Annotated in this window: 12 protein-coding genes; 2 read left to right on the forward strand and 10 right to left on the reverse strand. The window is 56.9% G+C overall.

Features of this window, described 5'->3' with window-relative positions:
- Nucleotides 1-26: 26 nt before the first annotated feature.
- From AB7S84_RS01655 to coaE, 6 genes are all read right to left on the reverse strand, one after another.
- Nucleotides 27-1847, reverse strand: a complete 1821-nt coding sequence (locus AB7S84_RS01655) for an Hsp70 family protein (protein ID WP_020877575.1) — start codon at nucleotides 1845-1847, stop codon at nucleotides 27-29.
- A 51-nt stretch (nucleotides 1848-1898) separates the two neighbouring features.
- Nucleotides 1899-2675 carry a DUF2760 domain-containing protein gene (locus tag AB7S84_RS01660; RefSeq protein ID WP_428152792.1) on the reverse strand — a complete coding sequence of 259 codons (777 nt, stop codon included), beginning with the start codon at nucleotides 2673-2675 and terminating at the stop codon, nucleotides 1899-1901.
- 633 nt (nucleotides 2676-3308) lie between these two features.
- Nucleotides 3309-4724: a S8 family peptidase gene (locus AB7S84_RS01665; protein ID WP_428152793.1), complete on the reverse strand. Its 1416-nt coding sequence runs from the start codon at nucleotides 4722-4724 to the stop codon at nucleotides 3309-3311.
- A gap of 47 nt (nucleotides 4725-4771) precedes the next feature.
- Nucleotides 4772-5770: a J domain-containing protein gene (locus AB7S84_RS01670; RefSeq protein ID WP_428152794.1), complete on the reverse strand. Its 999-nt coding sequence runs from the start codon at nucleotides 5768-5770 to the stop codon at nucleotides 4772-4774.
- A gap of 226 nt (nucleotides 5771-5996) precedes the next feature.
- Nucleotides 5997-9428, reverse strand: a complete 3432-nt coding sequence (locus AB7S84_RS01675) for a UvrD-helicase domain-containing protein (protein ID WP_428152795.1) — start codon at nucleotides 9426-9428, stop codon at nucleotides 5997-5999.
- Between the two features lie 70 nt (nucleotides 9429-9498).
- Nucleotides 9499-10110, reverse strand: coding sequence for a dephospho-CoA kinase (gene coaE, locus AB7S84_RS01680; RefSeq protein ID WP_428152796.1), 612 nt, complete (start codon nucleotides 10108-10110; stop codon nucleotides 9499-9501).
- 187 nt (nucleotides 10111-10297) lie between these two features.
- Between coaE and AB7S84_RS01685 the strand changes: the two genes are divergently transcribed.
- Nucleotides 10298-10468: a hypothetical protein gene (locus AB7S84_RS01685; protein ID WP_020877581.1), complete on the forward strand. Its 171-nt coding sequence runs from the start codon at nucleotides 10298-10300 to the stop codon at nucleotides 10466-10468.
- Between the two features lie 131 nt (nucleotides 10469-10599).
- The gene (locus AB7S84_RS01690) at nucleotides 10600-11610 is read left to right on the forward strand and encodes a lipoate--protein ligase (RefSeq protein WP_020877582.1); all 1011 of its coding nucleotides are present in this window, start codon (nucleotides 10600-10602) and stop codon (nucleotides 11608-11610) included.
- Between the two features lie 6 nt (nucleotides 11611-11616).
- On the opposite strand, the gene AB7S84_RS01695 is transcribed toward AB7S84_RS01690, so the two are convergent.
- Genes AB7S84_RS01695 through AB7S84_RS01710 form a run of 4 tightly spaced genes read right to left on the reverse strand, consistent with a single transcriptional unit; the run spans nucleotide 11617 to nucleotide 14354 of the window.
- A complete protein-coding gene (locus AB7S84_RS01695; RefSeq protein ID WP_020877583.1) occupies nucleotides 11617-12363 on the reverse strand; it encodes an SDR family oxidoreductase in 747 nt (248 codons plus the stop codon).
- Nucleotides 12364-12409: 46 nt separating this feature from the next.
- Nucleotides 12410-13498, reverse strand: coding sequence for an Lrp/AsnC ligand binding domain-containing protein (locus tag AB7S84_RS01700; RefSeq protein WP_020877584.1), 1089 nt, complete (start codon nucleotides 13496-13498; stop codon nucleotides 12410-12412).
- On the reverse strand, nucleotides 13488-14087 hold the full coding sequence (locus AB7S84_RS01705; RefSeq protein WP_020877585.1) for a metallophosphoesterase family protein: 600 nt from the start codon (nucleotides 14085-14087) through the stop codon (nucleotides 13488-13490). Before AB7S84_RS01705 ends, AB7S84_RS01700 begins: the two co-directional genes overlap by 11 nt.
- A gap of 42 nt (nucleotides 14088-14129) precedes the next feature.
- Complete coding sequence (locus tag AB7S84_RS01710; RefSeq protein ID WP_020877586.1) at nucleotides 14130-14354, reverse strand: hypothetical protein; 225 nt, start codon at nucleotides 14352-14354, stop codon at nucleotides 14130-14132.
- Nucleotides 14355-14386 lie beyond the last annotated feature (32 nt).

Genomic DNA, 14386 nt, shown 5'->3' on the forward strand with positions numbered 1-14386 from the left:
AGACTGAAGACTGAAGGCAAATCGTTCTATGAACGGCTGTCGCGGCTCTGTTCCCGGACGTTGAATTCCAGCTTCCAGCGCCGGCTCGGTTCGAGTTTGGATACGCACCATATCTCGAGGGTTCCGATCTCGGTCACCCGGATCTCGAGGATCACGGGTATGGCCGTTCCGGTTTCGCCGTCCAGAGTGGTTTCCATGGTGGTGATCTCCTCGATGTCATCCTCCCATTCCTCGATCACCTGCCCCATCGTGTCGTCGATTCTGACGGAGGATCCAAGGAAGTCGAATTTTACCGGCTCTCCCACGACGAGAATGAATTCCTGATCCGGCAGAGATCCCTCCGTTCCCTCCTCCATGCCGAAGGGCGCTACGCAGAGCGCCTTGATGGGAACCGGCATCCCCGGGACCGCGGGAAGCGATGCGGCCACGCCGATATAATAGGCTTTGTTCAGGCCGCCGCGGATCCGAATCCCCTCCCCCTTTCGAACGAGACCGTAATAGGCGGCGCCCCGCGCTACGCTGAGATCGAAATCCGCGGTGGCAATTTCGCGGAGGGCACGGTCGGCATCGGTGTCGGTCCAGGAAGATAGAATTTGAACCAGGTGGTTGCGGAGAACTTCGGCCTTCATGACCCCGCCGTTGAACAGTATCGCCGTCGGCAGCCGGCGGCGGCCGTTGTCATCCGGCTGCTGGCGGCTGAGAAAGTGGGCCAGATGGCGGGTGATGGCGGGATCGGACTCATAGGCCAGCCCCACCTCCTGGATGCCTGATTTTTGTTTCACCTGAGGAACGGCGTCCAGACCGCATTCAGGGAAAAAGCCTTCCAGAAGAATCTTCTGGACCATATCACGCTCCAGGACGGCTTTTCGGGTTCCGCCGATCAACTTGCTGCCGCGCCCCAGGACCGTTACGGTATAGTCCCTGGCCTCGGGGTCCGAGAGGAGAACCTCCTTGGCCTTTCGGCAGGCATGCCAGAGGCTGCGCATCTGCCATGCATCCGGGCTTTTCTTGCCGGAGAGCTTCCGCGAGGCGGCGTAGGCAAGGGTCAGATCCATATTGTCCCCTCCCACGAGAAGATGATCGCCGACGGCGATGCGTTTGAGGGCCAGCTCTCCGTTTTCTTCATCCACCTCGATAAGGCTGAAATCGGAGGTGCCGCCGCCCACGTCAAACACCAGGACAAGGTCTCCCTTCTCGATATTTTCCCGCCACTGGTCGTTCGAAGCTTCGATCCATGCGTAAAAAGCCGCCTGGGGTTCCTCCAGCAGCGTGATCCGGGTCAGCCCCGCCATTTCGGCCGCCTTGACGGTGAGATCCCTGGCTACGGCGTCAAAGGACGCCGGAACGGTCAACAGCACCTCCTGGTGTTCGATGCGGAGAGATTCGTCTTCCCGGGCCATGGTGTAGTTCCAGGCATCCCGGATGTGTTTCAGAATTTCCGCCGCCGCCGCCACCGGAGATAGTTTGGTCAGATCGTCGGGCCCCTCCCAGGGCAGAATGGGTTTGTTCCGATCCACCCATGTGTGACACAACCAGGATTTGGAGGAGGCAATCAGCTTCTGGGGCAGTTCGGCGCCCCTCTCCTTGGCAAATTGACCCACGGCCATCGTTCGGGTATCCGACCACGGCAGTTTGAGCCCGTCCGGCGGAACGTCGTGGGGGCTGGGCAACAGAATGAACGACGGCAGCAAGGGTTGTTGTTCGACCACCCCGGCATCGGTGAGTTGCGGTATCTCCAGCACCCGGATCTCCGCTTTTTCCCCTTTCCGGAATTGGGCTTCGGTGTAGGCGACCACGCTGTTGGTCGTGCCTAGATCAATACCGATTATATAGGCAGGATCTGACAATGATAATTCTCCTTGATTGACGTTTCCGTGAAAGTGTGTTTCCTGCGTCGACTATAAAATCTCAACCTCTGCCGGGGCGATGATCCGCGGATCCCGCTCGCCGGACAAGGTGGGCATATCGAGTTTGCCCGCTTTCCAGCCCTTGTGACGTACGATCCCCCTGAACGGCGGATTGCCCGCGACGTTTCCGGTCAGTTTGACGGCATTGGGGTCGAATCCCGGTTCGACGGTGATTTCGCTCTCCTCGTCATCGCTCAGAATCGATTTTGGAATGATATACTTGTCGATGATTTTCCGGCAGTTCTCGTGGATGCTGCGAACGGCGGCCCCGATGTCCGCGTCGTCGTATGCATCGATGTCTTCTGCAAGGAAGTCCATCAGGCGCCCTTCCCGTTGCAGGATGGAAAAGAGATAGAGATACAGCCTTTCCCGTTCGCCTTTGACGGCCGTGGGCTCAGGGGCTTCGATCGTCGTATCTTTCTTCCGGGACCGAGCCTCCTTCAAGCGTGGCGGCGGCACCGACGCAGCCTTGCGGAGGGCGCCGGGAAACGAGAGCCTCAGACAAAGCCAGAGGAGGAGAATGAACACCAGGCCAAGGACGACGGATGCGGGGATATAATATTCCGCGATCAGGTCGATCCAGGTCTTGAATTGCGAAACGGTCTCACGGAAGTCTGCAATGCCGGCGTCTTCCTGCAGCACCGATATCTTCAGGGATACCACATTGAGTGCGACATAGACGGCCGCATCGATCAGAAACCACATCAGGGCACTGAAAAAAAAGACCCAGAAAAATGCACGGCGCGACAGGGCATTGACAACATTCATAGCATCACTCTCCTTGATTGGGTCGTTCCATCCCGGTGTTCACCGGGACCGTTCCTTCCCGGGGTATGGGGGATCACAAAACCATTTCTCAACTTTCGACTTTCATAGGTCACCTCTATCCGGTCACCGTCATGAAAGTCGAAAATTGGATATATAACAAAAAGGTCCTGAAAAATCAACGGTCTGAAAAAAATGTCCTGATCGGTCGGGGTACCCCGGATTCCTGTTGGACGGGCCATACTTTGCATTGCGAAAATTGAGTCGGCATGGTAAAGAGGATTGATCTGAAATCCGACGGTCACGGCCCGTCAGGATACGAATACACCCTTAAACGGCCGCGGCGGAAGTCCCTTTGGGGCGCTTCGCCCGTGTCGGCCGCGTGACATGTTATGACCCTATACACATTTACATTCGATTTCGAGATCGGTACCCTCGTAAAAAGTCCTTGCAGAAATTGTGAGGAGAGAGATCGTTTTCCAGCATGCATCGACGGGTGCGAGCGTCTCGACAGAATTCAGAGCCTTCTGGCGGGAACGCGCTCCTGCACGCGCAGTTCCTGATACGTCCCCGCGACCCGGCAGGGACGGATGGGATGTGCGGCACGACGAGGCGGGCGGGTTGCGTCCGCCGGATTCAAGGATTTTGTCGTTTCAGCCGGTGGGTTCTCAAACGATGCATCACGTCCGATTTCTGCCAGTCCGGATTCTCCGTCAACCACCCCGAAATGACGTTCGCAACGTAGGCCGCGGCAATAGACGTTCCTGCGTAGATGCCCGCCTCCCCCTTGTAGCCGACGGGCAGGTCGGCATAGCCCGGCGCCGAAAGCGCAACAAAGCTGCCGTAGTTTGAATGCTGCCAGGGGGTTCCGTCCGGAGCGAGGGCACCGATGCCCAGGACGGTGGGATAGGCTGCGGGATAGACGGGGGCGCCGGTGGCCTTGTTTCCGGCAGCGGCGACGACGATGAGGCCCCGATTGTCCGCGTAGGCGAGCGCCTCCTCCAGAAACGGGCTCGATGTTTCAGAGCCCCAGCTCATGTTGAGAACCCTCGCGCCGCTGCTCAAGGCGAAATCGATTCCCCGCATGAGAGCGAAGTTGGAGGTTATGCCGCTGTCGTCAAAGGTCCGGATGGGAATAATCGGAGACGCCTTCGCGTCCTCTCCCGCCGTCCCCATGGGACGAACCTCCCCTGCTGCGATCAGCGCCATCTGAGTGCCGTGGCCGAGACCATCCGTGACCGGCATACCCGGGTTGACGGCATCCAGCGCCGCGATCACGCGTTCTTCCAGCCCGTATCCGGCCGTCCATCCCGAATCCAGAACCGCCACCGGGACGCCGGTGGTATCGGAAATGATGTTTTGAGGGGCCACGCTTTCGAAACGTGGGGCACGGCCGACAAACCTGCGCGGAAAATCAATGGGATACGCATAATTGGGTTCGGCTGTGAGGCGGTTTTCCCCGGCCTTGAGTTTTGCCGGAAAATCCGGGATGTCGATGCCGTCGGGCAGACGGACGCGATGGATGCCCAAAAGTGCGTCCGTTTCAAGAATGACGCCGCCCAACCCCGAGACCAGGCTTCTGAGGATCTCTCCGTCGCTTCCCGGTGCAATGCGAAGCAGAATTTCATTTCTGACGTAGAGCGATCCATCCTTGGGGTTTACAGCCACGGCAAAGCCCTCTTCCCTCTCCTCGCGACCGTTCTCCTCCCTCCCGACTGAATCGAAAACGTGCAGTTCCGCCGGCCGCAGCGACTTGTTCTTTCCAGACCGCTCCCAGAAAAGAACATAGCCGTAAGGCTTGAGCACCGCGCCCAACCCTTCGTGAATCGGTTTATCCGTGACGGTCGCCGTCACCTCGGGATCGATGTGGGGCGGACACTGGATCTGGATGCCGGATGCTGAAAGCCGGGATAGAATGACCGAAAGGGGCGACTTCTCGGCGTGTATGGAAATACGATCGCCGCTCAATTCGATAGTCACGGCGCGGGCGGATGCCGCGAACAGCAGGATGGCCGGCACCATCAGCAGCACGGCGACGATGCGGTGTTTCATGATCACGCCCTCCTTTCGACATACGCCGGAACGCTTCGCTCCAACGTTCACTTCTTGTGTTCTTTGATGTCCTGATAGGCCGTTGCCAGGCGTATGAACGCGTCATGGTCTCCGCCTTTGTCCGGATGCATCTCCTGTGCCTTTTGACGAAAGAGGCGGGACAATTCCTTTCTGGACAACCGTCTCAGTGCTTCCTCGGAAATACCGAATACGGTGCCGGCCTCCTTGAAGGAGACGCGCACCCTTCTTTCGGGAAAATGAAAATCTCTCCGGCTGTTGATCCAGGCCTGAAGGATGTCGTCCAGATAGCTGCTCCGCCCGTAATCGTTGTCGAAAAACATAATGAGATATCGGACCAGATAGGGATGGAGCCGGTTCTCCGGAGTGATATCGCCCCAGAAACGTCTGTCGCGGTTCATTCGGCAGACGTCCTGGAGAAAGAGGGTGTCCACTATGCCCTGATCGAGCCCCTGGGGCATGGTTTTGGCGAAGTGCTCGGAAAAGTGCCGCTGTAAATCAAAGATGACAAAAACATAGGATTTGACCTCATGGGGTTTCAGCAGTTGTTCCGCCTGGATGAAATACTGTTCGATTTCATCCCGTGATTTACCGAGAAGGATCTTGAAAAGCCGCGGCGATACCCGTCCGATCCGCCCCTGATCCATCTGACCGAATCGAAGATAGTGCACCCGCCTTCGATCAAAGAGGTGAAAAACGTCGCCGGCCAGGGCATCGTCGAAAGCGGTGCCGCGCGCTGCGCGGCCCCTTCGTCGAAAATAGGCCTGAGCTTTCCGGATATCCGGACGGACAAACGGCCAGAAGATCTCGTCCAGCTCGTCCGCTTCATAAACGACGTCGAGGGCCCGGAGTCGGTCCTCGATGGATTCATGAATGTAAAAGGCGTTTCCTCCCGGGTATTGTACATAGGCGGCAGGGTCGGTCCCGAGGTCTATCAGATGCCGACTCCGAAAGATCTTGCCCGCAGGATAGGATTCCCGTATGGCGTAGTAGGTTTTGCCCTGAACTTGACGGCGCGCCAGATACACGTTGCACTCCTCTTTTCCGTTTGAGATTCAAACTCAACTTTCGACTTTCATGAGGGTGACCCGACAGCGGCACTTGAACGAAACCGCGCGGGGCGCGGGCCGTATCCTCCCGGCACCGGCCTGTGAAAATCGACAGCTGAGATTCAAAAAATAACATAGCGCCGGATTTCATGAAAGTAAACCACTGCACCCATGGACGGCCCGAAAGGGACGGCCCTTCAACCCGCTACTCCCCGGTGAACAGGCCCAGTTGGATCGGCTGCTTGGCGGAGCCGCGGTTCTCGACGCGCCGCCGCTCGACCAGGCGGCGCTCGATGTCCAGGACAAAGGGCGACAGGATTCTCTTTTCCAGTCTGCCGTGGACCATCCGGTTTCCGGCACTCAGCAGAAAGAGCCGTTCCCTGGCCCGGGTCATTCCCACATAGAAAAGTCTCCGCTCCTCGGCCGGATCCTCGCAATGGTTGTCGGCGCGCCTGAAAGGCACGAGGCCGTCCTCGCATCCGACGATAAAGACGACCGGAAACTCGAGCCCCTTGGATGCATGAAAGGTCATGAGGGTCACCTTCTGGGCCTCCCCGTCATGGAGATCGGCATCGGTTTCCAGGGCGGCGGCGGCGAACAGGTCGTCGACCCGTTCGCACGAACGGCTGTCGGTCCTTTGGATCAGACCTTCCAGCGCCGCCGCCCGTTCAGGTGACGCATCGATCATCCGCTGAAGACCGGCGCGATCCTTCAGGACAGAGAGCGCCGCTCCAAGGGACTTTCCGCGCACGCTTTCGCGAAGGTCTTTCAGAACGTCCCGCGTGCGGAAAAACCGCTCCCGAATGTTCCCGGGCATTTCGTTGACGGCGGTTGAATCGACCCACAGCAAGGCATCGAGGGGCGTTTCGGCGGCGTAGAAACGGTCTTTGAAGTCGGCCAGACTGCTTTCGTCCCAGCCGAAAAACGGCAGGCGGCAAACCCTGTCGAAATCGTTCATGATGCCTTTTCGGAAAACAAGCTTTAATAAGGATGTCAATTCCAGGACCCCGGGCTGACCGTAGACGCTTTCCCGGTGGACCAACTGACAGGGAATACCGGCGTCCTGAAGGGTTTTTGAAAGGATTTGCCCCTGAACATGACTGCGGTAGAGCACGGCGAAATCGGAAAAGGCGTGCTCTCTTTCACCGAAGGCGCCGTCGGCGCCGCCGAAATCGATGGATTGAAAGCCGAATCCCCCCACCATGGATTCGATGATCCGGCCGACGGCCGTCGCCTCGCTCCGCTCCGTCGGGGTCTCCATGACCGTGAGGGTCTTGACGCCCTGGATGTTGGAATAGGCGCGGACTTCGGGGGTATTCAGGCTGTGCCGGCGAATGACCTGGTGGGCGGCGTCGAGGATGGTTTCAACCGATCGGTAGTTCCGGTTGAGATGGATGGTCCGGCTTCCGGGATAATCCTCGGCGAATCGGCTGAAGCAGGCTGCATCGGCGCCGCGAAAGCCGTAGATGGACTGATCCGGATCCCCGATGACGAAGAGCTCCTTGTCGCTTCTGGGGCACAGGATTCGAACGAGCCGGTACTGGGCGGGGTTGACATCCTGGTATTCGTCCACGAGAACATGATGATAACGATCGATCAGCTCCCGGCGGAAAGCAGGATTCCCCTCGAGATGACGCACCGTATTCATGATCAGATCGTCGTAGTCGAGGAGCCTTTCGACCGTAAGCATCCCCTGATAGCTCCGGTAGATCGTTCCCAGAACGTGGCAGGCCTTTTCATCGGCCAGCGAACTCAAATCATCCTCCGGCCCCCAGAGATATTGTTTGGCCCGTGTGATCAGATCCGATAGCCGCCGGGCCGACAGGTCGGGACTGAAGGTTTTGCCGCCGTGTTTTTCGAAGGCCGCCTGAATCAGGCGTTGCCGATCATGTTCATCGATGACGGTGTGGGAATCGCCCTGGACCGATCTCAGAACGGTCAGGCAGAAACCGTGAAAGGTCCCGATGGTGGGCAGCCGGCCGGGAGACGGACCGGCGGTCTGGAAAAGTGCCGCCACCCGTTCGCGCATCTCCCGGGCGGCCTTGTTGGTGAAGGTGATCGCCAGAATGTTTTCGGGGGATACGCGGCGGACCGCCGTCAGAAAAACGATCCGATGGGTCAGGGTCCGGGTCTTGCCGGTGCCCGGTCCTGCGATGATCAGAAGGGGCGAGCCGGAATGCACAACGGCGGATTTCTGGGCGGTGTTGAGGCTGTCCGTTCCGGAGGCGGCATGGGAGGGGTTCGGCCCTGTGGCCGGTAATGCTTTCGCATCCCCCCTTTCAGGCAGGGCCGTTCCAAACGGCGGAACAGGCGACGACGCTTCGACGGCGGCCGCAGGTGTTCGTTTTCGGGAAAACAGGGATTGCTGTCCGGTCAGAACGCTCTTTTCACCTTGTGCGAAGACCCGTATCCGGCCGTACTCTCCGTCGAAGCCGGGAGAGATATGAACGCGCCCGCTTCGCATTCGGTCGATCGCTTCCCCCAGAAGGGGGATATCCGCTTCGAGGATGCGGTCTATGGGACAGTCTTTCAGGATGTGGAGCTCCGGGCCCAGGCAATGGATCGCTTTCCGGTAACAGCGGTCCACCGTTCGGGTTTTGACCCCGACGTCGAGAATTTCAGAGAGGATTTCCGCAAGGGGGATCAGGTGGTAAAACGGCGGCTTTCCGTCGGGTATCGCGCCTTCCGGGCGGTCGGCAAGGGTTTCGACGCGATGGAGCACCCCCAGGGTCATGGGCGCACCGCAGGCGGGACAGCGCCATTCGGTTTCGGCCCCTTCGGATGGACGGCGCCAGATGCCGCACTTTCGATGTCCGTCCATGTGGTATTTGCCCTCTTCCGGATAGAGATCTATAGTGCCCCGGCACCGATCCGGATCTCCGGACAGGAGCGCGTCCCGAATGCCGAAAAAAGAGAGCGTCGTGTCGAACAGATTGGCGTTCCGTCCCAGGTTGGCCGGCGAATGCGCGTCTGAATTGGAGACGAGGGTCCGGGAGTCCAACTCCGAGATCCGGCGGTTCATGGGCGGATCCGAAGAGAGCCCGGTTTCCACGGCAAAGATATGGTGGGACAGGTCCTCGAAGCAGGCTGAGAGACTGTCGAATCCCGACCTGGACCCCAGAAGTGAAAACCAGGGCGTCCAGATATGGGCCGGAATCAGGAATGCGTCTTCAGAGCACTCGAGCATCACCTCCAGGAGATTCCTGGCGTCAAGACCCAGGATGGGCCTGCCGTCCGAACGGATGTTGCCGATGGCGTCCAGCCGTGCATTGAGGGTTTCCGCCACCGCCAGGGAGGGCACGTAGATGAGGTTGTGGTTTTTTCGGGTTCTGTCGGCTTTCTTGTAAATATTGCTGATTTCGGTTTCCAGAATGAACCGGACCGTCCCCTTGCAGGAGGGGGGTATCTCGGCGTCACATCGGCGTCTTATATCCTCCCGGAGGGCGAAAAGGCCGGGCTCCGCCGGGATGAGTTTTTCCCGAAGCTCCTGAAACCATGCGGGATGGGTGAAGTCCCCGGTGGCCACCACCGAAATGCCCTTGACGGCGGCACTGATGTAAAGGTGCTCCAGGTCCAGATTTTTGGCGGTGGCCCGCGAAAACCTGGAATGAACGTGGAGGTCGGCGATAAACGGCATGAATGTTTCCTCTTTTTCCCGGACTTTCGTCGCTGTCCGGCACACGCTCCCCGGAGGATGAGGGCTGGGTTCAGGGTCTCGATACGGACCGTTTCAGCATCGCATAGACCTCGAGGCTTCTCTCCCGCGTCTGCTCCAGGGTTCCGGAATTATCGATCAGAATATCCGCCAGTTTGCGTTTTTCCTCGATGGGGATCTGGCTCCGGATGCGCGCCCGCGCCTCCGCCGCGCTCAGGTGATTCCGCTTCATCAGACGGGAAAATTGAAGGGCTTCCGGCACGTACACCACAATGATCCTGGGCAGCTTGCGGTGCATCCCCGATTCGAAAAGAAGCGGGATGTCCTGTATGACCACCGTTTCAGGGGCGGTCGCCTCGATTTCCCGCATTTGCTTTTCCATCTCTTCGAAAACAAACGGGTGGACGATGCGGTTCAAGGCCGATTTCCGGGCGGCGTCGTTGAAAATGATCCGGCCCAGCTTTTCCCGGTCTATTTCACCGTCCTCCCGAAGTACGTCCCGGCTGAAAGCCGCCACGATGCCCTGCCATGCCGGCAATCCCCGGCGAACCACGTCGTGGGCGATCTGGTCGGCGTCGATGACGGCGGCTCCGGCCGCCTTGAAAAACCTCGCTACCGTCGACTTGCCGGTGGCGATTCCGCCTGTGAGTCCCGCAATGACCATGATACCCTCTCTGAAAAGCAGCCGTGAATGATGTCGTCTTTCATAAAAGGCTTTACAGATTTTGGCAAGGAACAAAAAAGCCGGGATTCCGTCGTTGACAGCGTCCTTTTTTATGTATAATAATTTTTATAACTGAACGAGCGACTTTGAAACCTCAAATTACAGATCACCGTCAAAAGGAACGCATGTGACGAAACCGAAATCCAACGGGCCGCTGAAATTCACCCCGAATGAGATCCTCTTTTTCAAACGGTTGAACGACAGAACATCGATCACGGCCGAATATCGTCGTATTTTCAATATTACCGTCTTGATCTGCGTGACACTGGGAATCGTTTTTCTGTCGACGGTCATCTGACACGCCTTCCCCGTCACTGCGATTTCCGATGCCGTCCCCGTGCGGCGTTTTCAGATCTGACCGCTCGAGACGATTCGCCTTTGTCGGCGGCACGGGTCTGGGGCGGCGATGGGTTTCATGGATAGGGTGCCATGGCGAACCGCTTGTTTCTGATCCACAACAATCATGTCGACGATCCCCGAATAAATCTGGCTCTCGAGGAGTACGCCACAGGACACGTTGATCTGAATCACGGATACCTGCTGCTCTATGTCAACCGTCCTTCCGTCATTATCGGCAGAAACCAGAATCCGCTTCTTGAAGTCGATTCAGCCTATCTGGCTGAAAACAACATGCCGCTGGTGCGACGAATATCCGGGGGCGGGGCGGTCTATCACGATCACGGCAATCTGAACTTCAGCTTCATCACCCGTTTCGACCCTGCTTATCTCAACAACTATGCATTCTTCGCCGCGCCCATCATCGCTGCCTTGAAAGGCATGGGGGTTCCCGCAGCGCTCAATGCCGGAAACGACATCGTCGTGGACGGCAGAAAGATATCCGGGATATCCCAGTATTCGAACGGGAAAGGCCTGCTCGTCCACGGCACGCTCCTTTTCGACGCCCGGCTGGACGTGCTTTGGAATGCGCTTGCGCCGCCGTCGGATCCCATGGCGTCGAAGGCGGTGCGATCGTTGCGGAGCCCCGTAGCCAATATTGTCGAATTCCTGCCTTCGGACGTTTCCATGCATGCCTTCAAGTCCGGCATCCGGGACGGTGTTGTCGACGCCTGGGGGGGTGACGGATCGGTGTACCGTCTGGATGGGCATCAGTGGGATGTGGTGGATGCGCTGGCCCGGGACAAATACCATTCCTGGCACTGGAATCATGGCCGGTCACCCCGATTTTCCCTGGTGCTGCCCGGCCGATCCGACACCGGTCCCTTCCAGGTCCGCGTCGTCATCGAGAAAGGGCATATCAAGCAGGTCGCCATACGCGGCAGCTTTCCGGACCCGGAAGCGATCCGTGGACTGGAGCGCCGCCTCATCGGGTGTCTCTACCGGAAAATCGACGTGGAGCGGGTTCTCTCCGGAATCGACCCCGCCCCCTGTCTCGGCGGCATCACCCGGAAGGCTTTTGTCGACGTGCTGGTGCGGGAATAGGCGTCCTCAGACCATCCCCCCGTTGGCCCGAACAATCTGACCGTTGACCCAGCCGCCCTGGTCGCTGACCAGGAACGCCACGACATTCGCGATATCCTCGGGTCGACCGAGACGATGGAGCGGACACATATCCGCCATCTGCTGCTTCACGGCCTCGGTTTTGCCGGCGTTGAACAGGTCCGTATCCACGGGGCCGGGCGCCACGGCATTGACGGTGATGTTCCGGTCGCCCAGTTCTTTGGACAAGATCCGCGTCAGGACCTCAACCGCCGCCTTGGTGGCGGCATAAATGCCGTAGCCCGGCAGCGCCATGGATACGACGGTGCTCGAGAGCGTGATGATGCGGCCGTGATCCGCTATGCGGCGGGCGCCTTCCCGGAGCGCTGAAAAAACCCCGCGGGTATTGACGGCGAAAAGTCGGTCGAAGACGTCATCGGACACTTCGGCGATGGGGCACTTCCGGGCGACGGCGATCCCGGCGTTATTGACGAGGATATCGATTTTGCCGAAACGGTCCGCGGCGGCATCGAAGAGCCTTCGGACATCCTCGGATTTTCCGACGTCACCCTTAACCGGAACGCCGCAACCTCCTGAAGCCTTGATGGTTGACGCCACGGCATGGGCCGCCTCGGCGTTTTGGAAATAGTTGACAATGACCGACGCACCATCCCTGCCCAGCCGTTCGGCAATCGCTCGACCGATACCGCGGGAGGCGCCCGTGACGATACAGGACTTTCCGGTTAACGTCTTCATGTTTTTCCCCTTTCCGGTCGCGGTGTTCCGCGGCTGCGGCGGGACATCACACGACCCCCTGCTTGCTTTTTGAGAATGTCGGAATCAGTGTCTGGGTTTTATGCACCCCGGGAATCCGGCGGATATGCCTGTAAACGAAATAGCCGATCACCTCCGAATCCGAACTGAGCCAATCCCGCTCCATGACGATCTTGACGATGAGGTCGAATTCCCCGGGCACGTCATAGAGCTCCTTTACCTCCTCGAGGGCAAAGAGCTTTTCCATGATCTTGAATTCCTCGCCCGCCTTGACGGAGATCAGCACGAAAGCCGTCATGAGTCGTTTCATTTCCGGAAATTCATGCCCCCTCTGGTCGGCCACCTTCGCCCGAAATTCCTCCATGTTTTTTGGAATGATCTGGTCCAGGCCGATACCGTAATGTCGTCCCCGTCCTTTTTTCCATTGATGGAAGGAGATATAGGCATAGAGATCGGCAATGGTGCGGTTCTGAAATGCCGCCGCCAGGTGACTTTTCTCGATGATGGCGACAAACGGCAGAAAAATGGTTTTGTGCCAGTCCGCGGCGGCGTCCTTGAAGGCCACCTCGGTGCCGTTGATGGTGGTAAGGGATTCCTGGTGCTCCCTGATCTGTTCCGTCAGATAGGCATATTGCCCGACCTCCGTCAGGTCGATGGGCGCCGTGATGCCGGTTTTTTCCCTGAAATCGAGTTTTTCCCGGTAGAGAATGTTTTCGATCGTTTTCCGGGAGGGCAGAAATTCGAGAATATGGGCGTGGATCGTTTTCCAGCCGCGCTCCTTTGCCACGGAAACGCGGTGATTCCCGTCTACGATATAATATTCGTCCTTGATCTGGTACAGGGATACGGGCGGCAGTGGTTTCCCGTCCCGGATCGCCTGTCTGATCTTCATGAGCCTTTCGGACGGTATTCCCGTTTTGAGCCGAAATCGACTGTCAAAATCCTGATAGCGACCGACGCTGCCGACAATCCTGCTGATCTCCACCTCCTTGAGGCCGAGATCCCGTGTGTCGAAAGCCTCTTCATTCTCCTGATCTTCCCTGAAGCTTTTCAGCTCTCTTTTTTTCTGCCGGTTTTTCAATCCGGTGAAAAAGGTATCGAACAATCTATTTTTCATCGATCTCCAGGATAAAATAGCCAACAGTGTTGATGACCCGGGTGTTTTTGACAATCCGTATGCGTTCAGACGGTTTGTTGAAACGGGCGTGAATATGACCGTGAATAAAATATTGGGGGGAAAAACGGTCAATCAAGGGGTGGAAACTTTTAAAGCCCCTGTGACACGGATCTTCCGCATCACCGATATAGCGTGGTGGCGCATGGGTGATTACGATATCGACGCCTCTGTTCCACCATAACCTGGGCCACATCTTCATGATCTTTTTTTTCATCTGAGATTCGGTATATTGGATCGGGTTGCCGTTATACCATCGGGAGCCTTCAAAACCTGCAATTTTCAACTTTTTGAAACGAATCAGCTTTGAATCGATATCAATGCATCCGTTTGGGGCTTTATCAATGTATCTTATATCATGATTGCCCTTAACATAATAAAGTGGAGCATTGATCCTTGATGATATAAAAGATAAATATTCCGGAGAAAGATCGCCACAGGATAGAATGACCTCTATATCTTTGAAAAGTTCACTGTCAAAATCTTTATATAGACATGATTCTATGAAGTCGGAAACTGTCAGGATTTTCATATGAATTGGCCTTAGAGCAAAATGAGATAAAATATATTTTATTTATCGATCATCTTGAATCATGGCTTTAAGGCCGATTTCATCCATTTCATCTATTGAAATATCATTATACTTTTTAATAAATGTTTCGATGGCCATTTGCAAAATATCATCTATTGAGGTTTCAAATTCTATAGACATTTTTTTAAACTCTTTAAGCTGTCTTTTGTTGAGTGTTACGGATAATCTTCCAGATTCGGGTGTGATATGATATTTTGTCCGTGCCATGATCATTCTCCGTTAAATTCTGTTAATCTTTA

The organism is Desulfococcus sp. (assembly GCF_050178255.1).
Lineage (GTDB): Bacteria > Desulfobacterota > Desulfobacteria > Desulfobacterales > Desulfococcaceae > Desulfococcus > Desulfococcus multivorans.

Excerpts from the sequence above, each read along its gene's own strand:
- AB7S84_RS01675 (WP_428152795.1), bottom strand. The coding sequence starts at position 9,428 with ATGCCGTTTATCGCCGACCTCCACGTTCATTCCAGGTTTTCGCGGGCC.
- AB7S84_RS01665 (WP_428152793.1), bottom strand. The coding sequence starts at position 4,724 with ATGAAACACCGCATCGTCGCCGTGCTGCTGATGGTGCCGGCCATCCTG.
- AB7S84_RS01660 (WP_428152792.1), bottom strand. The coding sequence starts at position 2,675 with ATGAATGTTGTCAATGCCCTGTCGCGCCGTGCATTTTTCTGGGTCTTT.
- AB7S84_RS01710 (WP_020877586.1), bottom strand. The coding sequence starts at position 14,354 with ATGGCACGGACAAAATATCATATCACACCCGAATCTGGAAGATTATCC.
- AB7S84_RS01700 (WP_020877584.1), bottom strand. The coding sequence starts at position 13,498 with ATGAAAAATAGATTGTTCGATACCTTTTTCACCGGATTGAAAAACCGG.
- coaE (WP_428152796.1), bottom strand. The coding sequence starts at position 10,110 with ATGGTCATTGCGGGACTCACAGGCGGAATCGCCACCGGCAAGTCGACG.
- AB7S84_RS01695 (WP_020877583.1), bottom strand. The coding sequence starts at position 12,363 with ATGAAGACGTTAACCGGAAAGTCCTGTATCGTCACGGGCGCCTCCCGC.
- AB7S84_RS01705 (WP_020877585.1), bottom strand. The coding sequence starts at position 14,087 with ATGAAAATCCTGACAGTTTCCGACTTCATAGAATCATGTCTATATAAA.
- AB7S84_RS01690 (WP_020877582.1), top strand. The coding sequence starts at position 10,600 with ATGGCGAACCGCTTGTTTCTGATCCACAACAATCATGTCGACGATCCC.